Source organism: Bartonella kosoyi (genome assembly GCF_003606325.2).
Taxonomy (GTDB): domain Bacteria; phylum Pseudomonadota; class Alphaproteobacteria; order Rhizobiales; family Rhizobiaceae; genus Bartonella; species Bartonella kosoyi.
Window position 1 is genome coordinate 553,146 of record NZ_CP031843.2, and the last position, 25,845, is coordinate 578,990.

The 25,845-nt window shown below is 37.2% G+C and carries 18 protein-coding genes; 13 read left to right on the plus strand and 5 right to left on the minus strand.

Going from position 1 to position 25,845, the window contains the following annotated elements:
- Nucleotides 1-612 precede the first annotated feature (612 nt).
- Nucleotides 613-1,989 carry a magnesium transporter gene (mgtE, locus tag D1093_RS02195; RefSeq protein WP_120100385.1) on the minus strand — a complete coding sequence of 459 codons (1,377 nt, stop codon included), beginning with the start codon at nucleotides 1,987-1,989 and terminating at the stop codon, nucleotides 613-615.
- Between the two features lie 661 nt (nucleotides 1,990-2,650).
- Between mgtE and D1093_RS02200 the strand changes: the two genes are divergently transcribed.
- Nucleotides 2,651-4,675 (plus strand): M3 family metallopeptidase, encoded by a 2,025-nt coding sequence (locus D1093_RS02200; protein WP_120100386.1) that lies wholly within the window; start codon nucleotides 2,651-2,653, stop codon nucleotides 4,673-4,675.
- A gap of 164 nt (nucleotides 4,676-4,839) precedes the next feature.
- On the opposite strand, the gene D1093_RS02205 is transcribed toward D1093_RS02200, so the two are convergent.
- Together D1093_RS02205 and D1093_RS02210 are read right to left on the minus strand one after the other, a co-directional pair.
- Nucleotides 4,840-5,916 carry an SGNH/GDSL hydrolase family protein gene (locus tag D1093_RS02205; protein WP_120100388.1) on the minus strand — a complete coding sequence of 359 codons (1,077 nt, stop codon included), beginning with the start codon at nucleotides 5,914-5,916 and terminating at the stop codon, nucleotides 4,840-4,842.
- A 15-nt stretch (nucleotides 5,917-5,931) separates the two neighbouring features.
- The gene (locus D1093_RS02210; protein WP_120100390.1) at nucleotides 5,932-7,188 is read right to left on the minus strand and encodes a lytic murein transglycosylase; all 1,257 of its coding nucleotides are present in this window, start codon (nucleotides 7,186-7,188) and stop codon (nucleotides 5,932-5,934) included.
- A gap of 261 nt (nucleotides 7,189-7,449) precedes the next feature.
- On the opposite strand from D1093_RS02210, the gene D1093_RS02215 reads away from it, so the two are divergent.
- Nucleotides 7,450-8,340, plus strand: a complete 891-nt coding sequence (locus tag D1093_RS02215) for a UTP--glucose-1-phosphate uridylyltransferase (protein WP_120102290.1) — start codon at nucleotides 7,450-7,452, stop codon at nucleotides 8,338-8,340.
- A 39-nt stretch (nucleotides 8,341-8,379) separates the two neighbouring features.
- A complete protein-coding gene (locus tag D1093_RS02220; protein WP_120100391.1) occupies nucleotides 8,380-9,372 on the plus strand; it encodes a KpsF/GutQ family sugar-phosphate isomerase in 993 nt (330 codons plus the stop codon).
- A gap of 277 nt (nucleotides 9,373-9,649) precedes the next feature.
- Here the strand turns inward: D1093_RS02220 and omp10 are convergent, their stop codons facing one another.
- Nucleotides 9,650-10,018: an outer membrane lipoprotein Omp10 gene (omp10, locus tag D1093_RS02225; RefSeq protein ID WP_120100395.1), complete on the minus strand. Its 369-nt coding sequence runs from the start codon at nucleotides 10,016-10,018 to the stop codon at nucleotides 9,650-9,652.
- Nucleotides 10,019-10,285: 267 nt separating this feature from the next.
- On the opposite strand from omp10, the gene D1093_RS02230 reads away from it, so the two are divergent.
- The 3 genes from D1093_RS02230 to guaB all read left to right on the plus strand — a co-directional run bounded on the left by D1093_RS02230 (nucleotide 10,286) and on the right by guaB (nucleotide 15,309).
- Nucleotides 10,286-11,671 (plus strand): sigma-54-dependent transcriptional regulator, encoded by a 1,386-nt coding sequence (locus D1093_RS02230; RefSeq protein WP_120100396.1) that lies wholly within the window; start codon nucleotides 10,286-10,288, stop codon nucleotides 11,669-11,671.
- A 459-nt stretch (nucleotides 11,672-12,130) separates the two neighbouring features.
- Nucleotides 12,131-13,648 carry a phospholipase D family protein gene (locus D1093_RS02235; protein WP_120102291.1) on the plus strand — a complete coding sequence of 506 codons (1,518 nt, stop codon included), beginning with the start codon at nucleotides 12,131-12,133 and terminating at the stop codon, nucleotides 13,646-13,648.
- Nucleotides 13,649-13,809: 161 nt separating this feature from the next.
- Nucleotides 13,810-15,309 carry an IMP dehydrogenase gene (guaB, locus tag D1093_RS02240; RefSeq protein ID WP_120100398.1) on the plus strand — a complete coding sequence of 500 codons (1,500 nt, stop codon included), beginning with the start codon at nucleotides 13,810-13,812 and terminating at the stop codon, nucleotides 15,307-15,309.
- Between the two features lie 177 nt (nucleotides 15,310-15,486).
- Here the strand turns inward: guaB and D1093_RS09895 are convergent, their stop codons facing one another.
- Nucleotides 15,487-15,633, minus strand: coding sequence for a hypothetical protein (locus tag D1093_RS09895; RefSeq protein ID WP_167309081.1), 147 nt, complete (start codon nucleotides 15,631-15,633; stop codon nucleotides 15,487-15,489).
- A 527-nt stretch (nucleotides 15,634-16,160) separates the two neighbouring features.
- Between D1093_RS09895 and D1093_RS02245 the strand changes: the two genes are divergently transcribed.
- The 7 genes from D1093_RS02245 to D1093_RS02275 all read left to right on the plus strand — a co-directional run bounded on the left by D1093_RS02245 (nucleotide 16,161) and on the right by D1093_RS02275 (nucleotide 25,280).
- A complete protein-coding gene (locus D1093_RS02245) occupies nucleotides 16,161-17,447 on the plus strand; it encodes an RsmB/NOP family class I SAM-dependent RNA methyltransferase (RefSeq protein ID WP_120100400.1) in 1,287 nt (428 codons plus the stop codon).
- A gap of 132 nt (nucleotides 17,448-17,579) precedes the next feature.
- Entirely contained in the window at nucleotides 17,580-19,136 is a 1,557-nt protein-coding gene (gene guaA, locus D1093_RS02250; RefSeq protein WP_120102293.1) for a glutamine-hydrolyzing GMP synthase, read from the plus strand.
- A 207-nt stretch (nucleotides 19,137-19,343) separates the two neighbouring features.
- Nucleotides 19,344-20,066, plus strand: a complete 723-nt coding sequence (locus tag D1093_RS02255; protein ID WP_120100401.1) for a glycerophosphodiester phosphodiesterase — start codon at nucleotides 19,344-19,346, stop codon at nucleotides 20,064-20,066.
- A 988-nt stretch (nucleotides 20,067-21,054) separates the two neighbouring features.
- Entirely contained in the window at nucleotides 21,055-22,389 is a 1,335-nt protein-coding gene (gene ugpB, locus D1093_RS02260; protein ID WP_120100403.1) for a sn-glycerol-3-phosphate ABC transporter substrate-binding protein UgpB, read from the plus strand.
- Between the two features lie 95 nt (nucleotides 22,390-22,484).
- Nucleotides 22,485-23,369, plus strand: coding sequence for a sn-glycerol-3-phosphate ABC transporter permease UgpA (ugpA, locus tag D1093_RS02265; protein ID WP_150222261.1), 885 nt, complete (start codon nucleotides 22,485-22,487; stop codon nucleotides 23,367-23,369).
- Between the two features lie 10 nt (nucleotides 23,370-23,379).
- Nucleotides 23,380-24,231: a sn-glycerol-3-phosphate ABC transporter permease UgpE gene (gene ugpE, locus D1093_RS02270; protein ID WP_120100406.1), complete on the plus strand. Its 852-nt coding sequence runs from the start codon at nucleotides 23,380-23,382 to the stop codon at nucleotides 24,229-24,231.
- 2 nt (nucleotides 24,232-24,233) lie between these two features.
- Nucleotides 24,234-25,280, plus strand: a complete 1,047-nt coding sequence (locus tag D1093_RS02275; RefSeq protein WP_120100407.1) for a sn-glycerol-3-phosphate import ATP-binding protein UgpC — start codon at nucleotides 24,234-24,236, stop codon at nucleotides 25,278-25,280.
- The last annotated feature ends 565 nt before the right edge of the window (nucleotides 25,281-25,845 follow it).

Sequence of the window (25,845 nt, forward strand, 5' to 3'; positions counted from 1 at the left end):
GAAGTATGAAGACACCAAAGGAAAATTCTTTTCTTTACCGTTATTTTTAATTCACAGTTATGCTTTCAAAAGTATCTCAAAAAATACAGTTTAAACCATTAAGATTGGTGTCTTGCTTACACTTATTATCTTCTTTTAAAGAGAGGTACCCTAGTATCCTCATCCATTTCATGATAAGATCAATGAATGCTATAATATACGTCAATGGTGTATTATAAATGCCCTTGTGAAGCGTATAAAGCCTATTGATGACCCCTTAATTATTCTTTCTCAGCTGTCAATATCGCGACAGCTTTTATATTTTGAGAGAAGACATAAGAAGTCTTTTACTCCTTTCTTGAATAATTTTCCATCTACAAACTCATTACGTTTGTGACCGGCAAGAGGATGACTTTAATTGATAAAATATGAGAATGAGAAGATTTATGATGAGGGGGTTTTTATGGTATTCGGCGCTATTATTTAATATCAAAACGATGGATTATCATTATAAAAAAATATGGTACCTATGAAATGGTGCGATAGAAAACAAATAATAGGCTTGTTTTCTTATGGAAAAATCTAGTGAGATGACAAGATTTTTCCGTAAGGGTATGTTTTTACGTTACATGTTTAAAGAAGAGTTCCTGACAAAATGAGGGATGCTACAGAAAAATAGATGATAATGCCCATGACATCGACTAGAGTTGCCACAAAAGGAGCAGAAGCGCTTGCTGGATCAAATTTTAAACCTTTAAGGATAAAGGGCAACATAGAGCCAGAGAGAGAGCCGAAGGTAACGATGCCGACTAAAGCTGCACCTACTGTTGTTGAAACAGCAATCCAATGTTGTCCATAGTCATAGATACCGAGTTTTTGCCAAAGAGCGATGCGCGTAACACCAATAATTCCAAGTAAGAGACCAAGGGATAGGCCTGTTGGAATTTCACGAATGATAACTTTCCACCAGTCTTTCAGTGTGAGTTCACGTAAAGCCAACGCGCGGATAATAAGGGATGTCGCTTGTGAACCGGAATTTCCTCCTGAACTCATAATGAGGGGAATAAACAGTGTAAGAATAATTGCTTTTTCAAGTTCTGTTTCGAAATGTTGCATAGCGCTTGCGGTCAGCATTTCACCGATAAAGAGTAAAGCGAGCCAGCCGCCGCGTTTTTTCATCATTTCAAGAAACTTGATTTGCATATAGGGCTTATGAAGCGCTTCCATACCCCCAAATTTATAGGCATCTTCATTCATCTCATCGACCATAGTATCAAGCACATCGTCAACGGTTACAATGCCAATAACATGATTATTTTCATCAACGACGGGCACAGAGAGAAGGTCATGGCGCTGGAAAAGGCGTGCAATATCTTCATGATGTGTGAAAGGCGATATTGTAACGGGCGAGTCATGGGTAGGGACATTAAGAATTTGTTCATCAGGTGAGGCAAGAATAAGGTTACGCAGTGAAACGGCTTTAAGAAGAGTCCCTTTTTTGGGGTCAATCACATAGCTGGTATAAACTGTTTCACGTGTTCGCTCGACTTCACGAATGTGATCCAAAGTTTTTTGTATGGTCCAGTTTGAAGGAACCGCTATAAACTCTGTTGTCATCAGTGCCCCTGCTGTATGATCAGGATAACTGGTGAGTTTTTTAAGTTCAGCGCGCGTTAAGGGTTTAAGCAAGGCATAAAGCCGCGTGCGGGTTTCTTTATCCATTTCTTGAAAGACGTCTGCAGCAGCATCTGCAGACATACCATCAAGAATTTCAACTGCACGATTTATGGGGAGAAGTTCTAAAATAGCAACAGGTTGTTCAAGCTCTGGTTTATCAAAAAGTTCGATAACATACTCAAGAGGCAGAAGACTGAGAATAGTGACACGTTCCATGATATCAAGGTCATTGATAATATCAATAGAGTCAGCAAAATGCAGACTTTTTAATTTTTCAGCGAGAGCTTCAGGAGAAAAATTTTTGAAGTCGAAGGCTGTTTTGATTTCAGTCATGATAAAATACCTCCTGAAAAATTGGAGAGTTATAAATCTAGATAAGATGATGAGATAAAAAATAATAAAAGTTTATGAAAGATTCGCAAAAAACCTCCCCAACGATACCTCCAATTGTTAATATTTTAAGTAAAGTCAAGGATAAATTGTAAATTATAAACAATTTTTAAATCACTGAAAGCAAAAATACAGTCTAATTTCATGATAATATGAAGGCGTAAATGTAAAAATCAGTTCTCATTTTTAGCATCATTTCTTTAGTACAGCTTTGCAATTTTTAAAAGAATCTACAGAAATGTTTTGTAAACAGTAGAGATGAAGCCTTTCTTCAAATTTTTTTATCAATAGGCAATTTCATTATGATGTGCGAGCGAATGATCTTTATTGCTTCAATATAAGATGGTTTAAAATGAAAGGATCCTATGATATTCGATTTTCTCATTCAATATAAAAAACAATAAATTATCATTATAAATCAAAGATTTTGTTTGATAATTGTAGAAATTCTTATTTTTATTGATTTCATGAAGCTAAGATATTCCTTATTCAATAGAGCTTTGACAGGTAATTTTGAAAGGCATGAAATAGTCTGAGTATTGATCAATTTGTGTCGTAAAGATAATTGTTGCAGCTAAAATTTATAATGGAGACATAAAATATTATGACAAAATCAGCAGTGCTGGATTGGAAAGGATTTTCAGGTCTTCCTGATTTTTCTTCTATAAGAGATGAAGATTTCAAACCCGCTTTTGAACAGGGACTTCAAGAAGCCGAAGAAGAATTAGAGGCGATTGCGATGGTGCAAGAACCACCAACGCTTGAGAATTTTTTGCAACCTTTTGAGCTTTGTGGCAAAGCGCTTGATCGTGTCTGTTCAATATTTTTCTTGCGCGCCAGTGCTCATACGAATGCGTTGATTCAACAGCTCGAACAAGAGTTTGTTGTAAAACTTTCCCGTTATTCTTCAAAAATGATGATGGATGCGCGGATATTTGCAAAAATAGATGCACTTTATAAACAGTCGCAGCAGGGCATATTTGAGAGTGAAACAACACGTGTTCTTGAATTATGGTGGAAAAAGTTCGTTTGTCATGGTGCAAAACTAGACAATAAAGCTCAGAAACGGCTGGTGGAAATTAATGAAAGACTTGCTTTTTTAAATGCTACTTTTGGACAGAACGTCTTAAATGATGAAGCTGAATGGATTCTATTTTTAACACAAACAGATTTATCTGGTTTGCCGGAAGATCTTATTGCTTCAATGAAGGAAATTGCATGTGAAAGAGGCAATAAAGAAGCCTATGCGTTAACATTAGCACGCTCGATTGTTGAACCTTTTTTAAAATTCTCAAATCGTCGTGATTTGCGTGAGGTTGCATTCCAAGCTTGGGCTAAACGTGGTGAAAATAATAACAAGAATGATAATCGCTCCCTTATTTTAGAGATTGTTGCGCTTCGAGATGAGCAGGCTAAATTATTGGGATATAAATCTTTCGCAGATTTGAAACTCGATAATACCATGGCTAAAAGTGTTGCTTCCGTTATGGATTTGCTGATGCCTGTATGGGAGCGCGCAAGAGCGAAGGCTTCTGCTGAGCAAATTGAATTACAAAATTTTGCCAACAGTCAGGGAAGCAATGAATCTTTAGCTGCTTGGGATTGGCGTTATTATGCTGAAAAGCTTCGCACTGAAAAATTTTCTTTCGATAGCGCTGAAATTAAATATTATTTTCAACTTGATCGTATGATTAAAGCGGCTTTTGGAGTAGCAGAAAAACTCTTTGGCATTACTTTTGAAGAAAAAAATGCTGTTGTACTTTGGCATCCTGATGCTCGTTTGTGGGAAGTAAAGAAATCTGATGGAAGTTTACTGGGGCATTTCATTGGTGATTATTTTGCACGCTCTTCAAAACGTTCTGGTGCCTGGATGAGCCAATTGCAATCACAACATAAATTGGATGGCGGTCAAAAACCGGTTATCTACAATATTTGTAATTTTGCTAAACCTTCTAAAGGTGAGATGGCACTTTTATCACTTGATGATGCACGGACACTTTTCCATGAATTTGGGCATGCATTGCATGGTTTGCTTTCTGATGTCACATGGCCCTCTGTAGCGGGAACATCTGTTTCACGTGATTTTGTTGAACTTCCCTCTCAACTTTATGAACATTGGTTAACCGTACCAGAGGTTTTAAAATCTTATGCTATACATACAAAAACAGGGCATCCAATCTCTCAAGAGTTAATCGATAAAGTTTTAGCGGCACAGACATTTAATGCGGGATTTTCTGCGGTTGAATTTATCTCATCCGCTCTCGTGGATATGGCTTTTCACAAAGGAGAAACAGTCACGGATCCAACAATTTTTGAACATAAAAAATTAGAAAAGTTGCAAATGCCTGATACAATTATTATGCGTCATCGTCCCTCACATTTTATGCATGTGTTTGCAGGGGATGGTTATGCTGCTGGATACTATTCTTATATGTGGTCGGAGGTACTTGATGCTGATGCTTTTCAAGCATTTGAAGAAACTGGTGATGTCTTTAATTCAGAGCTTGCTGATCTTTTAAAGCGTTTTATTTATTCTGCTGGGGGAAGTCGCGATCCAGAGGAACTTTATAAAGCTTTTCGGGGACGGATGCCTTTACCAGAGGCAATGATGAACAAACGTGGATTATAAGCTATAACGGTATGGTTAACACCATGCCGTTTTTATCTTATCCGCAAGATGCAGTTGCGATTTATGAAAATCTTCTCTTTATTTATGTTTTTGTAAACAGTATTTTTTATCTTATTCGCTTTTCGTTTTATGGGGGAAATGAGATTTTGTATCTTAAACAGACATTATGGGAAAGAAAAATTATCAGCGCGATCTTTTTGATGCCCATTTGGCGGAAACCATGATTTTTTTATAAAACTTGATTTTCTTCTGCCTAAAAGGTGGGTATTTTGTTGTGCCATATCATCGAGGCTCATCGGAGGTTGACGCATCATTTTACTTGTCTCTTGTTTTTCTGATTCTTGTATAAGTTTTTGAAGTGTTTGATCGGTTGAGTATGGATCGTCATGAGAAAAGGCATGAAAATTTAAAATACTTTCTAATGGTTTTTCTAAATAAGAGGCAAGTTTTTTCTTTCCCTCAGAGGTGAAATGAATGCCATTATTGGTGCGTAATTTGGCTATTTTTCCATGAATATCATAGCCTGAAAAAGAAAAGCTTCCTTCTTCATCAATAAAACCACCCCAGATATCAAGAAAATATCCTCCTGCTTTTTCTGTTTCTTGTTTGTAGAGCGCATTAAAAAATTTCATTTTTTGTGTCAAAAGGTCATTTCCAAAAGCAGGCTGACCTATCCATATCCATGATTTTCCAGAGGCGTGAAGACTTTCAGTAATTTCGATAATTCTTTGTTTGTAGATGCGCATCCATTCTGATTGATCTGTGTTAATGATGCTATAAGAGTCTTTGATGGGTTGATTGTCATTTGCACCGATCATCATGATAATAACATCAGGGGTATTTTGATCAATAAGTTTAGAAATATTGCTTTGCCAAGAATAATAATCTGTTCGCACGAGACCGGAAGCGGGCATTGTATGGTTTATGATAACGATATCGCTCTTATCCGAAAAAAACTTCTTAAGGACATCTGCAACAGCAGAAGCTGCAAAATCCCCTATGACCAGAATGCGCTTTGCATTCTCGTTTTTTGGCTTTTGTATGTTTTTTTGTGTTATGATTTTTCTTTGCGGCTTGTTAATTTTTTGTTCTATAATTTGCGGTGATTGTTGTGTCTGTTTGTTTTGTTGTGACAACCATTTGAAGAAGTTGGTTGCGTGACTTGAGGAGGGTTGTATGATCCCCACAATAGAAAGTGAAAACAGCAAGAACATCAAATATATCAGACGAAAAAGAGACAAAATCTTAACGCTCCATTATTGTTTACGAAGAAGAAAAAGCACTTGAGACGATGGATATCCATTTGCTTTTAAACCGTGACGCAACTGAAAAGCTTTAATTGCTTTGCGGGAGGCTGTTCCGATTTTCCCATCAATATTTCCTTTATAATAGCCCAGTGCACTTAAGCGAGATTGCAATTCTTTGCATTCTTGGAAGGTAAGAGGCTGAAAAGGTCTTTGCCAATCATGCACTAATCCAGGATGTCCAGCAATACGATCAGCAAGAAGCGCAACAGCAAAAGCATAACGATCTGCATTATTATAACGTTTTAGAACAAAGAAATTTTTTGTGACTAAGAATATAGGTCCTTTGGCTCCATCTGGATATTTTAATATTGCTTGTTCAGTTAATGGGGGAAGAGAATGCCCATTGGCGTATTTTACACCTAATTTTTTCCATTGTTCAAAGGAATACCACCCACTGGGAAGATTTTTTCCTTGGGGAACTCTCACCTCTACTCCCCAAATAAGGTGTGATTGCCAGCCATTTTTGTGGAGAAGATTAGCAGCAGTAGCCAGAGCATCTGGAACAGAGTTCCAGATATCACGCCGTCCGTCTTTGTCCATATCAACGGCGTAGGTGAGATAACTACTTGGAATAAATTGGGTATGTCCCAAAGCTCCGGCCCAAGATCCAGTGAGTTGAGAGCGTTTAATCTCACCACTTTGTAGAATTTTCATAGCCGCAATCAGTTGTGTATGGGCATATTTTGTACGTTTTTTATCAGCATAGGCTAGGGTTGCAAGCGAGCGAATGGTGTCACGCATGACACTTTTATTGGATAAAATTTTCCCATAATTGCTTTCCATTGACCAAATAGCAAGCAGAATATTGCGGTCAACACCAAAACATTCTTCAATCTGAAGAAGCCATTGATTCCATTTTTTTGCTTGGCGCCGTCCTTCCACAATTGCAATATCATGGACACGATTATCAAAATAATTCCATGAGGGAGCAACAAATTCCGGTTGATATGTGGCACTTTTTAAAACTTCTGGATCAATGGCATTAACACCTTTAAAAGCCATATGAAACGTAGAGGGGGTAATATTGTGAGCAATAGCTGTCTTTTTAAATTCTTTAATCCAGTGTTTAAATCCGCTATCAGCATATGCAAAGGATACAAAAAACATTAAAAAAGCAGATAAAAGAACGAGAAAGCCAGTGATAAGCATTCTGCGATTTATTGACTTCTCTAAAAAAGAGAAAGTCTTCAATTCTGTTTTTTGCATTTTGAAATCCCCATTAATGTTCAATTTATTAGATGTGCAATAACTTTATTTTGTATTTAGTTTAATCGATAATATGATCAAGAAGAGGAAAAAACTGCAACAAATAATTTGTTTAATCCTTTCAATAAATTCTCATATTCTCTTTTACATTTGTGATTGCCCATTATAAGGATAATTAAAATAATAAGATATCTTTTTTATTATTTCATAAAAACATGTGATAAACAAAAAGGTTATATGAATTCATTGAGGAGGGTGGGTTTGCGTAAAATCCGGAAAGCAGTATTTCCCGTAGCAGGTCTTGGTACGCGTTTTCTTCCTGCGACAAAAACGATACCTAAAGAAATGCTAACAGTTGTTGATAAGCCTGTTATTCAATATGTTGTAGATGAGGCGCGGGAGGCTGGCATTGAGCATTTTATTTTTGTGACTGGACGCAACAAAGCAGTCATTGAGGACTATTTTGATGCGCAAGTTGAATTATATACAACACTTGCTGAATGTGGGAAAAAAGAAGATTTGGCGCATTTATACCGTTTACAGCCGTTGCCAGGGACAACTTCTTTCACACGACAACAGCACCCTTTGGGGTTAGGGCATGCGGTTTGGTGCGCGCGTGAATTAGTTGCAGGTGAACCTTTTGCTTTGTTGTTACCTGATATGTTGATACAAGCAAAAAAGGGGTGTCTTTCTGAAATGATGAGTCTTTATGAAAGAACGGGGGGCGGAAATATTATAGCAGTTCAGGAATGCGATCTTAGAGAAACCCATAAATATGGTATTGTGGGGAAAGGCAAACAGATTGCCAATGGTTTTGAAATCACAAAAATGGTAGAAAAACCAGCGCTTGGAACGGCACCATCAAATTTGTACATCAATGGACGGTATATTTTGCAGCCAGAAATTTTTAATATTCTTTCCACTCAAGAACGAGGAGCAGGAAATGAAGTTCAGCTAACAGATGCGATGATAAGGCTTTCGGACGAACAGGATTTTTGGGGTTTACAATTAGAAGGGCGCACTTTTGATTGCGGTTCTAAAGCTGGTTTTATTGAAGCTAACGTTGCTTTTTCTTTGGCACGTGCTGATATGCACAGCCATGTTTCTGCCTCATTGAAAAATTTACTAGAAACCATTAAAGTTGAACAATGATGTAGATCTCCCATGTAATTTTATTGATTGAATTTGATTATGACAATACCATTTCCTCATAGGGCTTTGCAGGGGGCTGTTGCATCGGCGCTTAAAACACTTGCCAGTGAAAAGCAAGGGCTTGAAGCGCTTGAAGCAGCTTTTCTTGGAAGTCTTTCATCTTCTTTTGAAGCGGCTGTTCAAACCATTAGAAATGCCCCCGGACATATGGTCATTACGGGCCTTGGGAAAAGTGGTCATATCGGGACAAAAATTGCAGCAACCTTAGCTTCAACTGGAACGCCTGCTTTTTTTGTTCACGCTGCAGAAGCCAATCACGGTGATCTTGGTATGATTGGATCTGATGATGTTATTCTTGCTTTATCATGGTCTGGTGAAACGCAAGAATTAAGTGGCATTATGAGTTATGCGGCACGTTTTCGTATCCCCCTTATTGCAATGACATCAAGTGAGCACTCTGTATTAGGTCGACAAGCGGATATTGTTCTCTTATTACCCAAGATAGAAGAGGCGTGTCCCCATGGTTTAGCACCTACAACTTCAACAATTATGCAATTGGCAATGGGAGATGCATTAGCAGTTTCTCTTTTAGAAATGCGTGGTTTTACCGCCACGGATTTCAAAATATACCATCCTGGTGGTTCTCTTGGTGCAAGCCTTAAATACGTGTGTGATATAATGCATGAGGGGGATTATATTCCTTTGGTTATGCAGGGAACAGCGATGACTGAAGCGATGAATGTTTTGGTAGAAAAACATTTTGGTTGTGTTGGTGTTATTAACCCCAAAGGTGAACTTATTGGAATTGTGACCGATGGTGATCTGGCACGGAACATTCATTTTAATTTATCAAAATTTAATGTTGATGAGGTGATGACCAAGGATCCTAAAGTTGTAAAGCCAAATACACTTGTTGGTGCAGCAATGGCTTTTATTAATGATCATCATATTGGTGCATTCTTCGTGGTTGAAGATAAAAAACCGATAGGAATTGTTCATTTTCATGATCTTTTGCGCATCGGTGCTGCTTAGATTAAAGCTCTCTATTCAGGTAAATGTTATTTTAGGTGAAAATAGACGGAACAATACAAAGTCACAAGTTTTTATTGTGAAGGGACTTTTCGCTGATCTTTTGTGGGAAAAAATAATTATTTTACGCATTTTATCATGTTTAGAAAATCCCACGGATACAGAGATTATATCAGTCTCTCTGCGTATTTTAGAGAGGATTTTCTATCAGGAGGAGAAAGGATCACCTCCTGTTTGATATATGTGCTCCCTCTGTTCTTAACTAAGAGAAGCTTACCTTTTACTCTGTTGAAGATTTCCGCTTAAGGAAAAACTGTGCTCCTGTATGTGAGGTGCAGAGAAGTTGTGTGGCATCATATGACATTGTACAATTGACTCTAGAAATTGTTCCACGGAGAATAGAGCGTATTTCAATTTCTATATTTTGGGCATTGAGGTAACTATAGACCCCTTCTGATAGTTTTTCTTCTGTATCTGCCGCACGCGTTTCAAAAACACCATTGTGGAAAGAAGAAATAATACCATTCTCATCAACCCATTTTCCATCAATTCCAGTTGACATATTGGGGTTATAATATTGCGAAAAGCCACAGGCACTTAATAGCAAAGCAGTGATTGTAAGACATAAAATGTAATAGGTATGTTTCATTTATTTCACTCTAATTTAGATTATTTTGCTCTCTATTCCCTATAAAATTATTAAATTATGCCATGAGTCAATATGAAAAATTTGATAAAAATCAATGAAAAAGCAAAAAAAATAGAAAAAAATGCCTTAATGTTGTATTTAATTAACAGCTTGATGAAATGTGCAAGTGAAACACAAGAGGTGAAATATTTCTTATGGTTTACAACAATTTTTACATTAAGCCGCTGAATAGTCTCATGAGTAATCTCAAAGGAGATTATTAACATTATGGTTGGTCCCATTCTTGTTGCGAGTGAAGATTATGGAAGACGTATAGAGCTTTCTGCTATGCTCCGAGGTTTTGGTTACCGTGTCATTGAAGCAGAAAATGGCCTCCGTACGATTGATCTTTTACAAAGACGTAAAAACATTGTGCTTGCACTCCTTGATATCGTTATGAGTGATTTGAGTGTAAGCGATTTGATTAAAATGATTAGAGTTGCTGGTGTTTCTGTTCCTCTTGTTGTGATAGCACAACAAGAGAATCAAGATTTACTCCAGAAAGCTTTAACAGCTGGAGCCATTGATTATTGGATCCATCCAGTAACATTATTACGCGTAAGAGTTACGTTGGATATTCTTGCTCTTATTTCTGCTTTGAAGCATGAGGTTCAAGATATTCGAAGAAAGAAAGAGAATCATTTACGGTTTTCGGATCTTTGCATAAAAAGTAGAGCGATGCAGATTGTTTTAGAGCAATCGAAAACAGCAGCAACATCTTCACAAAATCTTTTAATAGAAGGTGAAGTTGGAACAGGTCGTGAGACCTTAGCACGGATTATTCATCATGAAGGTTTATTCGCGGAGGGCGTTTTTATTCGCTTTCAATGTTCAGCAATTGTTGATCCAGAAGAAGAAAATCAGCATTGGTTTAAAGAATTTCTCCCATTGGTTTCTTCACTTGAAAACGGGACACTTTGCCTTTGTGATATTGATCGACTTGAGCCCATACAGCAAAGGCGGTTTGCTCAGTATCTTAAAGAAAGGGAAAGGGATACAAAAGGAGAACTTTTTCCTTTTCGGATCATTGCTATTTCAACATCGCGTTTAAAGGACTTAGTTAAAGAGAACTTTTTTTTGCATAGTTTGTTTGAACAATTTTCTCATCTTTCTATTAGCGTTCCTGCTTTACGAGAATTAAGGGATGACTTTCCAGAGATCACACAACGTTTGATCGATCGCATCATAACAGAAACAGGGCGATCACATGTCCATGGTTTAGCAGGATCAGCGCTTTCTTTGCTTATGCAGTATGATTGGCCTGGTAATAGAAATGAACTTGAAAATTTTTTATTTCGTGCGATTTTACTCAGTGAGGGACCGTTATTAACAGTTCGAGATTTTCCCCAATTGATGGGAAATTCATTAATGAGTGTTCCCAATATCATTGAGGGTAATATGCAAGAAGATAATGAACAAGATTCAATACAATTTTTGAATAATGATGGGCATGTACGTACTTTTGCAGAGATGGAACATGATATTATCGAGAAAGCAGTTAAACATTATAAAGGGCATATGAGTGAGATTGCGCGCCGCCTTCATATTGGTCGCTCTACACTTTATCGAAAAATGGAAGAATTGAGAACGATAAGAAATCAAGAACGAAAGTAAAATTCATAACAAATCTTTTTTATGACCAACATGAGTTGCAAAAAAGTAGAAGGGCTTTTTATAAAGTCAGTAGGATGTACTTAAAAGAAAATAACCATTTATTATAAATTTTATCTATTGAGGATGATTGTGTAGATTTATAAATCAAGTATAAGCTTTATTTGACTATTTTATCGTTTGTTTCATTTTATACAATTTTAATTAAATTGATATTTATTAAAGCCGAGAGATATTTTTTAAAGCTTTTAAATATTTCAGTTAAGATTTTGTCATCATGGATATTAAGTTTATACTCTTTTAAGCAAGAAGTGGCATTTTATCTACTGAACGGTTAAGATGAAGTATTAGTATTGAGGTTCGTATCACTGGTGACGCGATATCTTAAAGATAGAAAGTTTATCTTCTTTGAATTTTTTACAGATTTTTATTGGTTTTATTTTCTTTTTTTTTATTGCGTCTATGTTGGCAATTTATACCTATGGGCGTTTTATAAAAAGTGCTAGGGGACAATCTTCTTATGCGTTGCCTATTCAGAAAGACGAAACCAAGCTTGATCGTATCGTTAGTCAATTAGCTGAGAAAGAAAATGGATTGGGAGTTGATAAAGATGCGCTTTCCCTTATCATCAGCAATTTGGATGCGTTTTGTGTTCGTGCAATAGGCGCGGCAGAGGCTGGGCGTAGCCTTGATCTGATGTATTATATTTGGGATGATGATTTAACAGGACGCCTATTATTAAGCGAAATAGTTGAGGCAGCTGATCGGGGTGTTCGGGTACGGCTTCTTTTGGATGATATTAACGCTCAGGCACGTGATCCAGCTTATATTGCGCTTGATAAACATCCTCATATTGAGGTGAGAATGTTTAATCCAGGGCGATCGCGTAAAGGTGGTTTACGCCGTGGTTTAGAGATTATATTACGGGTAATTACTGTAACACGGAGAATGCATAATAAAGCTTTTATTGTTGATGGAAGGGTCGCTTTTGTAGGAGGACGTAATCTTGCAGATTCTTATTTTGATGCTGCTGAAGAATCTCATTTTCGAGATTTAGATTTGATGTTAATCGGTCCTTCCGTTAAAAAGGTGGAAAGTATCTTTGATGATTTTTGGAATAGTGCTGTTGTTTTGCCAATTCATACTTTGGTTCTTCCTAAAAGCGCAAGCGATCTTAGCTCCTGGAAGGATAAATTACGAAAATTTCGGGATTCCAAAGTTGCAAAAATTTATTTAGATTATGTCAAAGAGCACATTAACTTTGATTGTTTTATCCAGACAGGAAAGCGGTTATTTTTAGCCGATAAAGTTGTTGTTCTTTCTGACCCTCCAGAAAAAGCATTGCGTAAAAAAGCGAGCAATTGGCTTATGAAGGCACTCTCAAAGGTTATTGGAAATGCCCAAAAAACGGTTCAGATTACATCGCCTTATTTTGTTCCTGGGAAGGTTGGTACGCAGAATCTTAGCGATTTAGTTTCAAAAGGTGTTGATGTCAAAATTCTCACAAATTCTTTGGCCGCGACCGATGTAGCATTAGTGCATGGTGGTTATGTCCCGTATCGTAAGGCGCTGTTGAAAAGTGGTGTTAAGCTTTATGAATTAAAAGCAGAAGGCAATACCCATGGATTACGATTGTTTCGATCGAGTAAGGCAAGTTTACATGCCAAAGCTTTTTTAGTTGATCGTAAAACAGCTTTTATTGGATCTTTAAACTTTGATCCTAGATCAGCAGCACTCAATACAGAAATGGGCATTCTTTTTGAATGTGCTCCCATTACAGCAAGGCTAGATTTGTTGTTTTGCGAAGAAACGACGGGCGAAATGAGTTATCATCTTCGTCTTGGTAAGAATAATCGTATTTATTGGGATTTTATTGAAAATGAAAAAAAATATAGCATTGACTATGAGCCAGAAAGCAATTTTTGGCGTCGCGCATTTACAAAAATAATAAGTTGGTTACCGATTGAATCGCAATTGTAAATTTTTATAAACCACACTTTAAAAAAATATTTATTTTTCTTTTCATTTTGTTTGTAGCATGGCATAATTTTCTGCCAATCTACCCTATGAGGACCGCAGTTGTATTTTAAAGCTTCTTGCGGTGTTTTGTTATAATATTTTATTATAAAAGGAATTTTGCTATGGCAAAAATTGTTGAAACGGGAACAGGGGCATTGGCACTGACTTTTGATGATGTACTTTTACAGCCCGGTCATTCTCTTGTTATGCCTAGTCAAGTGGATCTTAGGACGCGCATTGCAGCCGATATTCAGCTCAATTTGCCATTGCTTTCCGCTGCAATGGATACGGTAACAGAATCGCGTTTGGCAATTGCTATGGCTCAAGCTGGTGGTCTTGGGGTTATTCATCGTAATATGTCTCCTGCAGAGCAGGCAGAAGAAGTTCGCCAGGTAAAAAAGTTTGAATCTGGTATGGTTGTTAATCCAGTTACAATTGGACCTGATGCAACACTTGAAGAAGCGAAAGCTTTAATGCGTTTTCATGGTATTTCAGGTATTCCGGTTGTTGAAAATAGTGTTAAAGGTGAGACTGCTGGACGGCTTGTTGGCATTTTGACCAATAGAGATGTTCGTTTTGCATCGGATCCAAAACAAAAAATTTATGAATTAATGACCCATGAGAATTTGATCACAGTGCGTGAAAATGTTCAACTGAGTGAAGCAAAATATCTTTTACATCATCACCGTATTGAAAAATTATTGGTTGTGGATGAACAAAATCGTTGTGTCGGTCTGATAACAGTTAAGGATATTGAAAAAGCAAAATTAAATCCAAATGCGGCTAAAGATTCTCAAGGACGCTTGCGTGTCGCAGCGGCGAGTAGTGTTGGGAAAGATGGGATTGAACGTGCTGAACGCCTCATTGACGCAGGTGTTGATGTGTTGGTCATTGATACAGCGCATGGACATTCTCAGCGTGTGCTAGAAACTGTTGAACGGATTAAAAAAATGGCTTCTTCACCAGCTGTTATTGCTGGGAATGTCGCGACCGCTCAAGCAACGCAAGCATTGATTGACAGTGGAGCAGATGCGGTAAAAGTTGGGATTGGTCCTGGCTCTATTTGTACAACGCGTATTGTGGCTGGTGTTGGTGTTCCTCAACTTGCTGCTATTATGAATGCAGCAGAAGTTGCTGAAAAAGCAGGTATTCCCATTATTGCAGATGGTGGGATTAAAGCATCAGGTGATTTTGCTAAAGCTTTAGCAGGTGGGGCTTGTGCAGCGATGATCGGTTCTCTTTTAGCAGGTACAGAAGAAAGTCCTGGTGAAGTTTATCTCTATCAAGGTCGATCTTTTAAAGCCTATCGCGGTATGGGATCTGTTGGCGCTATGGCACGCGGATCAGCAGATCGCTATTTTCAAGATGATGTTCGTGATGAATTGAAGCTGGTTCCTGAAGGTGTGGAAGGGCAAGTGGCTTATAAAGGACCTATAGCATCAGTTCTCCATCAGCTTGCTGGTGGACTGCGTGCTTCGATGGGCTATGTTGGGGCAAAAGATCTCATAGAGTTTCGTAAAAAAGCAACGTTTGTTCGTATTACCAATGCAGGACTCCATGAAAGTCATACGCATGACGTTTCGATCACACGGGAGAGTCCAAATTATCGAGGACCCATTTGAAGGAATAAGAGCCTAGCATAAGGTCGCATAGATGTAAAATATTCCGAGAACAAAAGAAGAGATAGTTCTTTTTTTGTTTATGATTTGGTATCATAATCCAGAAAAGGAAAGAATTAGAGGCTAAGACTCCAATTCTTTCTTTTGAGACTATGTGAAGTAAATTATATAAAGTTAAAATTAACTTTTTGTTGTCTTGCGGTCCGTCTTTGACGCACGTTGGCGAGTGTTTGTCTGATCACCTTGGATGGATTTCTTTCCATTGTTTGAGGGTATTGTATTATGGCGGCTTTTAGATGAAGTTGTTTTTCCATTATTATAAGTCATTATTTTCTCCTTTTAAATTGTCTGGCAGTTGCCAGTATAGTAAAAACGGTCATGCCAGATAGTGGTTCCAAGCATTTTCTAAAAAGTTAATTTTTTGTTGAGAAGAAAATGAGCTCGTCTCATTTTGTGAGAAGATTTTTCTATTTTTTTCAGTGGGATAATATTTTCAAGATAGAAGATATTTGATTTTTCCTATTGTGTATATAAATCGAAAAAATTTCATTTTACGCAAATAATAAAGAGTTTGTTTCTTTCGTAATGCATGGCGGAAAGCAGTTCTTTATGGATGGCTGCGTATCTTTTCGCGTAAGAGGATTTTATGTATTTTAGAAGGATAAAAAGCAAATGGTCAGAAAATGAAAAGAAAAATCTAGATACACTCAATTGGATTTTATAAAGAAGTATGCTCAGCTCATTTTAAAAGTGAATGTAAATTTTTGATAGCTTCAAACAGGTTTCATTGGCAATAAGAAGATAATATTATTTTTTTACGGTTTAGAATTTTATTATTTTAATGGGAGAAGTGAATGCGATTAGGTGGGCGTTTGCAAGCAGCAATAGATGTTCTCAAAGAGATAGAAATGAGGCATCGTCCCGTAGGTGAAGCTTTAAAGGATTGGGGGCTTTCTCATCGTTTTGCTGGAGCAGGTGATCGTGCAGCTATTGGTACAATCGTTTATGATGTTTTAAGACGACGATATTCTTTACAATGGCGAATGGAGAGTGATGATATTCGGGATATTGTTTTTGCTACCTTATTAGATACGGGAAAAATGACGCTGGCGCAAATTGACAATGCGTTAGAAGGAGATCGGTTTGCACCGCAGTTATTAGAGGATAAACAGCGAAAATCGTGGCAAAAGCGGCAATTAGTGGATGCACCAGACTATATTCGTGGTGATATTCCTCAATGGTGTCAAGCACATCTTTGTCCTTTATTTGGTGATAACTGGATCGTGGAAGCTGCTGCGTTAGCAACGCGTCCTTCTTTAGATCTACGGGTCAATAGCCTAAAGGCAACACCAGAAAAGGTGTTGAAAGAGTTAGCAAAAACCAAAATTCAATCGTTTTCATGGTTTCGGCAAGCTTTAAGAGTTGCTCCGATTGAAAAATTTAACCGTCATCCCAATGTTCAAGTTGAACCCGCGTTTCAAAAAGGGTACTTTGAAATACAGGATTTAGGATCTCAAATTGTTGCTCATCTTGTCGAAGCGCAAGAAAGTATGCAAGTATTGGATTATTGCGCAGGTGCTGGTGGCAAAACATTAGCTTTAGCTTCCGATATGAACAATCGTGGGCAAATTTATGCTTATGATTCCGATAAAGCACGCTTAGCGCCTATTTTTGATCGTCTTCGACGCGCTGGTGTTCGTAATGTACAAACGCGAGTACAAAAAGAAGAATTGAAGTCATTAAGAGGTCAGATGGATAGAGTTCTGTTAGATGCACCCTGTAGCGGGACAGGAACATGGCGTCGTCGTCCAGATGCGAAATGGCGTTTAACATTAGAGCAGGTAAAACAACGCCAAACAGAACAGAGGGCTATTTTGAATGAAGCGATAGCTTATCTTAAGCCAAATGGGCGCTTAGTCTATATTACCTGTTCTCTTTTTGCAGATGAAAATGAGGAACAAATTTCCTATTTCCTGGGACAATATTCTCATTTTTATCCAATAGATATGCAGGCACTTTGGCAGACACATTTTAGTTTTTCTCCTGTGCAACCAGTCTTTTCAAATTATGGACTGACTTTATCGCCCGCAACAACACAAACAGATGGTTTCTTTTTATCTGTGTTGCAAAAAAAACATTGATCGATATTTTTGCATTTTTTATCATAAATTTTACGAGAATAATCTTTTTCCTAAGAAAACAGGCTTGTGAAAAGAGAAAGATTGAATCATAACTCTCATACGTTCTCTTTTACAATTGTTGATTGGTTTTCTATGAGCATATCACATCTAGACACTGTCCTTATTATTGATTTTGGTTCACAAGTAACACAACTTATTGCACGACGGGTGCGAGCAATGGGGGTATATTGTGAAATTATCCCTTTTCAATTGGCTTTAGAAGCTGTGCGCCGCGTAAAACCTAAAGCTATTATTTTATCAGGAAGCCCTTATTCTGTTATTGATGAAGGTTCACCACGTGCTCCAATGGAAATTTTTGAGGCCGGTATTCCGATTCTTGGTATTTGTTATGGGGAGCAGGTCATGTGTGTTCAGCTTGGAGGAAAGGTTGAAGCTGGACATGAGCGTGAATTTGGTCGTGCTTTTTTGGAAATCCAAGAGGAGAGTGCCCTTTTTGATGGCGTGTGGGAAAAAGCTTCTCATTATCAAGTGTGGATGAGTCACGGTGACCGTGTGGCAGCTTTACCAGAAGGTTTTCATGTCATAGGAACCTCAAAAGGCGCTCCCTATGCGGCTATTGCTGATGAGAAAAGACATTTTTATGCGGTACAGTTTCATCCTGAAGTTGTTCATACACCGGATGGTACAAAACTTTTGCAAAATTTTATTCATAAGATTTCTGCGATTAAAGGCAATTGGTCAATGGCGTCTTATCGTGAGCAGGCCATTGCGACAATACGACAAAAGGTTGGAACAAGTCGTGTGATTTGTGGTCTTTCAGGGGGAGTGGATTCTTCTGTTGTCGCGGTGCTTCTTCATGAAGCTATAGGAGATCAACTGACATGCATTTTTGTCGATCATGGATTAATGCGTAAGAATGAGGCGCATGAAGTTGTTACATTATTCCGCGATCACTATAACATAGAGCTTATTCACGTTGATGCTGCCGATATATTTCTTCATGCTTTAGAAGGTGTGACAGATCCAGAAAAAAAGCGCAAAACGATAGGTCGCCTTTTTATTGAAGTTTTTGAAGAAGAGACGAAAAAAATAGGAGGTGCAGAGTTTTTAGCACAAGGAACACTCTATCCAGATGTTATTGAGAGTGTCTCTGCTATTGGTGAATCGGTCACCATTAAAAGCCACCATAATGTAGGTGGGTTACCAGAACAGATGAGTATGAAACTTGTAGAACCGTTGCGTGAGCTCTTTAAGGATGAGGTCCGTTTGCTAGGGCGAGAATTAGGATTGCCAGAACAGTTTATTGGTCGTCATCCTTTTCCAGGACCCGGTCTTGCAATTCGCTGTCCAGGGGTTGTGACCCGTGAAAAATTAGAAATTTTACGTGAGGCAGATGCTATCTATCTTGAGGAAATTCGTAAAGCCGGTCTTTATGATGAAATTTGGCAAGCCTTTGCTGTCCTTCTTCCTGTTCAAACAGTTGGAGTGATGGGGGATGGTCGCACGTATGAATTTGTTTGTGCGCTTCGTGCCGTCACATCTGTCGATGGAATGACTGCTGATTTTTATCCCTATGATATGGCATTTTTAAGTAAAACAGCATCACGCATTATTAACGAAGTTAGAGGGATTAATCGTGTTGTTTATGATGTAACTTCAAAGCCTCCTGGTACCATTGAATGGGAATAATTGAAATGAAGGATAAGCTTTTTAAGAATAAAATATGATTGAGGATTTTATATTGCGAAAAATGTAGAAAAAATCTTAAAAAAATAATTGTGCACGTTTATAGAATATAAGCCCTTTATCTGGAAATCTATACGTTAATATCATTTAGAGCCAATATCATTTAAAATTGACCAATGTCATTTAAGATTAAGAAGTGTGAAATTTTGCATGTCTGAGAAAAAAATTGTTGCACACCGTGGTGGAGCGCATCTTTATCCTGAAAATACCTTTTCGGCATTTAGTAACGCCATAGCGTTAGGTGTTGATGAAGTTGAATGCGACGTTCATTTATTGAAAAGCGGTGAAGTGGTTGTTTTTCATGATTTCCGTCTAGATCAATTGGTTGGCAAAAAAGGATATATTCACGATATTGATAATGAAACACGCAAACAACTCTGTGTGAAAGGAAGCCAAGAAGCACCTCCTTTGCTAGAAGAGGTGCTTGATCTTTTAGCACCAACCAATGTTGGTTTGCATCTTGAAATCAAAACATGTGGTGAAGTGGAGCGTGAAACAATCTTATCCCAAAAAGCGCTTGCACTCATAAAAAGTCGAAATTTATCAGAACGGGTTTCTGCCATTAGTTTTGATCCTTTGATCCTTCGCCCTTTTATTGAAGCAGGCATACCATCTGGTCCATGTGTTGATAATTTTGAAGGTGATATGTATCGTCATTTTTCTGAATGGAAACAATTGGGTTATTCTGATTTAAGTTTAGATGGTTCTATTGCTTCACAGAACTTTATTGAAGCAGCTCTTGAAGCTGGTTTTACTGTAGGGGTATGGACAATCAACGGAAAAGCTCGGTTATCGCATTGGCTTAATATGCCTGTACATTATATCACGACAGATCAACCTGATCTTGCATTGCAATTACGTGCACAAAGGTAAAAAATATACTTCTACAAAATTCCTGTACTTTCATAAAGCCAGCGGAATGAAAAAAAGCAGGCAGTATAATAATAACACGTTGATTTTTAATGATAATGAAATACTTTTTATATTGAGTGGGAGCTTTTAATATCAGGAGATTTTCTTACTTCAAATTTTTTTACAATGAATCAGCTAAAATCATTTGCTTGCATATTACGAATGGGGGTGGTGGAGTGATAAAAAGCTATTGAGAAAAAATAAAATGTTCATTTAAAATTTCTTAAAAGAAAGGCTTATTGAAGGATGAGGGGCATCATATGATGGCGTCGTTTTGCACTTTTATAAAGTATAAAATGATGTCATAAAAAATTTTTATATACTTTAGCGGAGAGTCTTTATGGCTCATTTTTAGGCGCTATCATGAAATGGAAGGTGATGTATTAAAAGATTTTTTTTAACACAATGGAAATTAATCGTACAATATCATTTTATTTTGAATGAGGGGAGTGTGATTCCATTACAGGAAAGGAAACACTTAAACGTTTCAAAATGATTTTCTTCATTTTAAGAAAAATTCTACTTGTCTTTTCGTTAAATTCAGTCGTAACATCGTGTTAAGGTTATGAGCCAAAAATTATAAGACAAATAACAAAAGAATAAACAATTCTTTTTTGAAAAAAGGAAATTCAGATATTATAGATATTACAAAAGTCATTAAATGACATTAACGATCTATATCTTTTTACCTATTCCCTTACTTATTTAAATCATCCTTATTTAAGTCATCTCACTTTTTCAGCCCATTACAAACGTGTATTTCGTTAAACTATAGGAAAGCTTATAAAAGAAAACGAATAAACCTAAACAAATTCATTTGACCTTTTGGTGGTTCCTGTTTAAATGAGGAAATGTATTTCTGAAATAAAACTGTCATAGCATGTTCATGTGTAATACTATAATAAATTCAGGGGTAGTTTGTATTCCATCACTTCAGAAAGGGTGAACCATGAGTCGTTTTTATCTTTTCATAGCGGCTACGGTTGCTATTATAATATCTTTAGCAGGAATAACAGCGAGTTTTGCGCAGACCAAAATCAGCTTTTGGCATTCTATGAGTGGTGAGTTAGGCAAGCAAACAGAAAGTCTCATTAACGACTTTAATGCGAGTCAATCTGAGTACAAAGTTGTGCCTTCATTTCGCGGTGAGTATGAAGAAGGTTTGGTCGCACTGATTGCAGCATTTCGTGGAAAAAAACAGCCAGTGCTCGCTCAAATTTATGACGTTGGTACTGGAACGATGATGGCAGCAAAAGGCGCTATCTATCCATTTTATCAACTTATGGTTGATACAAAACAAGAATTCGATCCTACCGATTATTTTCCTGCTATTAGCGGCTATTACTCTGATGAACAGGGGCATATAATCTCTATGCCCTTCAATATTTCAACACCAATCCTTTATTACAATAAAGATATCTTTAAAAAAGCCGGACTTGATCCAGAACAGCCTCCTAAAACATGGCAAGATATAGAAGATTTTTCTAAAAAAATCCTTGAGGCTAAAGCAGCGACGTGCGGTTTTACCATGGCTTATGCAGCACAATGGATTGGTATAGAAAATTTTTCAGCGTTGCATAATGTTCCTTTTGGAACGAAAGAAAATGGCTTTAAAGGACTTGATTCAGAGCTTACATTTAATGGACCTTTACAAGTACGTATGTGGACAGACCTGAAAAGGTGGTCTGATCAAGGTATTTTCCGCTATGGTGGTCCTGCAGGCGCATTAGATTCAACAACAATGTTTATGGCACAAAACTGTGCAATTTTTATGCAATCTTCAGGATCACATGCTGGAATTGTTTCTGAAGCTCAGTTTAATGTGGGTGTTGGTATGTTACCGTATTATAAGGATGCGGAAGGCGCACCACAAAATTCAGTTATTGGGGGAGCTTCTATTTGGGCGTTTAAGGGGCATACCCCAAAGGAATATGCTGGAGCAGCAGCTTTTCTTAAGTTTCTTTCAAAAACGGAAAATCAAGCAAAATGGCATCAAGGAACAGGTTATCTTCCAACCACAAAAGCGACTTATGAATTGAGCAAAAAACAACATTTCTATGAAAAAACGCCAGGGGCTGATATTGCTATCAAACAGATCAACCTTAATCCACCGACAGTTAACTCGAAGGGGATAAGATTTGGTAATTTACCACAAATCCGTACCATTCTTGATCAGGAGTTGGAAGCTGTTCTTAGTGGTTCAAAAACACCGAAAGATGGTTTAGATGAGACCGTTGAACGTGGAAATAAACTCTTGCGTGAATTTGAAAAATCTAATCATTAATTTCGTTTTTTTGTTAAATATAAAAGACTCAACAAAAACAGTTGAGTCCTTTTTGTTTATCTTTTTAAAGTCTCTACATTTAAAGAGCCCTGCGAATGCAAGAAAAACAAGCATATTTTAAAAAGAGTCTGCTTTCTTATGGACTGCTTTTTCCTCAGCTTCTTGTGACGTTTTTGTTTTTCTTTTGGCCAGCTGCTGAAGCCATAAAATCATCCTTTGAACGTGAAGACCCTTTTGGCTTTACAACAACTTTTATTGGTCTTGAAAATTATCTCACCGTTCTTTCTGATCCTACTTATCGGCAATCACTTCTTACAACCGTAGTATTTTCCATCTCAGTTACTGTCGTTTCAATGACAATATCACTTCTTTTAGCTGTTTGTGTTGATCGTGTGGTCCGTGCAAAAAAGGCTTATACAATACTTTTGCTCTGGCCCTATGCTGTTGCTCCAGTATTGGCGGGTATATTATGGTTGTTTATCTTTCATCCCACTGTAGGGATTATCCCTTTTCTTCTCGAAAAAATAGGGGTTCTATGGAATTATCGTATTAATGGCACTCAAGCGATGATACTTATTGTTATTGCAGCTAGTTGGAAACAGATTTCTTACAATTTCCTCTTTTTTCTTACAGGTCTTCAGTCCGTTCCGCATTCTCAAATAGAAGCAGCAGCCATTGATGGTGCTGGTCCCTTTAAACGATTTTGGACTATTGTTTTTCCACAAATTTCACCCACAACATTTTTTCTTCTTATCGTCAATATCAATTATGTTATGTTTGATACTTTTGGTATTATTGATAACACAACTTCTGGAGGCCCAGCGCGTGCAACGAGCACTCTCGTCTATAAAGTATACGACGATGGCTTTAGAAATCAAATAATCGGTACATCAGCAGCACAATCAACAATATTGATGTTGATGGTTATTGTCTTAACGTTTATCCAGTTTCGCTGGATTGAGCGTCGTGTACAATATTAGGGAACAAATTATGGTTGAAAATCGCCCTCTTTTGAAATTTCTAACGCATATTATTCTCATTGTTGGTATTCTCATTATTTGTTTTCCAGTTTATGTTGCTATCATTGCATCAACCCATAGTTCAGCAGCATTTAATACGGGAACACTTCCTCTTTTACCTGGGGAATATGCTCTAGAAAACTATAAAACAATTTTTGGTGATGGTCTTGCACGGCTTGGTCTCCCTAACCTCTGGCCACTCTTACTGAATTCACTTATTATGGCTTTAGGGATTAGCATTGGAAAAATTATTATTTCACTTTTGTCTGCTTATGCAATTGTTTATATGCGTTTTCCCTTCCGAAAAACGGCTTTTATTCTTATTTTTGTTACATTGATGCTTCCTGTTGAAGTTCGTATTCTTCCAACCTATGCGGTTGTTGCAAAATTGGGGATGATTGACACTTATAGTGGAATGATTATCCCCCTGATTGCATCCGCAACCGCTACATTTTTATTTCGCCAGTTTTTCTTGACTGTTCCTGATGAACTCTTAGAGGCAGCACGTGTTGATGGTGCAGGACCATTTAAATTTTTTAAGGATATTCTCCTTCCTCTTAGCAAAAGTAATATCGCTGCTTTATTTATCATTATGTTCATTTATGGATGGATACAATATCTCTGGCCTCTTATCATCACAACGGATCAAAATCATCAAACAATTCTTATTATTTTAAAACAGCTTATTGTCGAATCACTGCAACATGATCCTCAATGGAATATCCTTATGGCAGTATCAGTTGTTGCCATGGTACCACCTGTTCTTGTTGTTGTCTTCATGCGGCGGCTTTTTATCAAAGGCCTTATTGAAACGGAGAAGTAATTGTGGCTACAATCCAGTTATCAAATATAAAAAAACAGTATGACAACGGCGTTCTGGTTATTGATGACTTAAACTTAACTGTTGCTGATAAAGAACTTCTTGTTCTTGTTGGTCCTTCAGGATGCGGAAAATCAACCTTGTTGCGTATTATTGCAGGACTTGAGCAAGTCACCTCAGGTGAATTGTGTATTGATAACGAACGGATCAATGATCGTGAACCAGCTGATCGTGATATTGCGATGGTTTTTCAAAATTATGCTCTTTATCCTCATATGACAGTTCGCGGAAACCTAGAATATGGTCTTAAAAATCGTAAAACTCCGAAAGAAGAAATAAAAAAACGCATTGCACATGCTGCAAAGCTTTTGGAGATAGAACCATTTCTTGATCGTAAACCACGACAATTATCAGGGGGACAACGCCAGCGTGTTGCAATGGGGCGTGTTATTGTACGTCAACCCCGTGTTTTTCTCTTTGATGAACCTCTTTCAAATCTTGATGCAAAATTAAGGGCGCAAATGTGTATTGAGATAAAAACGCTACAGCGTTCATTAGGAACAACCAGCCTCTATGTTACCCATGATCAACTAGAAGCCATGACATTAGCCGATAGGATAGTCATTTTGAATAAAGGAGCGATCGAGCAAATTGGAACACCAATGGAAATTTATGATACGCCAGCAACTACATTTGTTGCCGATTTTATTGGTTCTCCTCCTATGAATTTTCTTGATCGTTATGTCTTAGAACAACATTTAGGGCATTCATGTGCTTACAGCGAAGAGACGGATCTTTTAGCTTTCAGACCTGAAATAATCTTATTGGGCGAACACCCCGATAAAGGACCTGTCTTTCACACAAACATTGAGCTTATCAAGCCGATCGGAACAGGTTGCCATGTTTTAACACGTTGGAATGATATCATTTTTACGATTGAAATAAAAGAACGCTTGACACACGACTATGGTCAAAAATTAAGTTTCACTGTTGCTCATCAAGATTTTCATACCTTTAACAAAAACACTGGAAAGCGCACAAGGAATAAGTAAACATTAATTGATGTGACAAAGCTTTCTTTTATGTTGCATCATGATAATGTTGTGTTTTGACTCTCTTGATTATATTCACAAAATAAAAGTGTAACGATGAGATTAAAAAAATTAAAAGTTTTTGTAATGACCCATTGCCCCATGACACTGAGAATGTCAAAATACTCATATGAAGAAATTCTATCTTTTTACACTCTATAAGAAGAACATTAAAAATAATAAGTTCTTTTCATTGAAATGAATAGAGATAACAATTTATTAACCATATTTTCGCGGATTTAGAAAAGCGTTTTTTCATAAAAAAACAATATCTTATCATGATCTTTTCTAATGAGATAATTGATCTATCTTATAAAGAATGAATAAGAAAAATAAAGAGAGAAAATTATTCTCAAATAGTGACATTAGGTCCCCATATCTTAGCTTTAATCGGTGATATAAAAAGTCCGTTTTATCTATAAAAACAGGACGCTATTCTGAGTATCTTGTACAAAAATAGGTACGTTCTACTTAACAGCAATAGATTGATTTGTAATGATAATTTACTGTTTTGTGTATTAAGGAA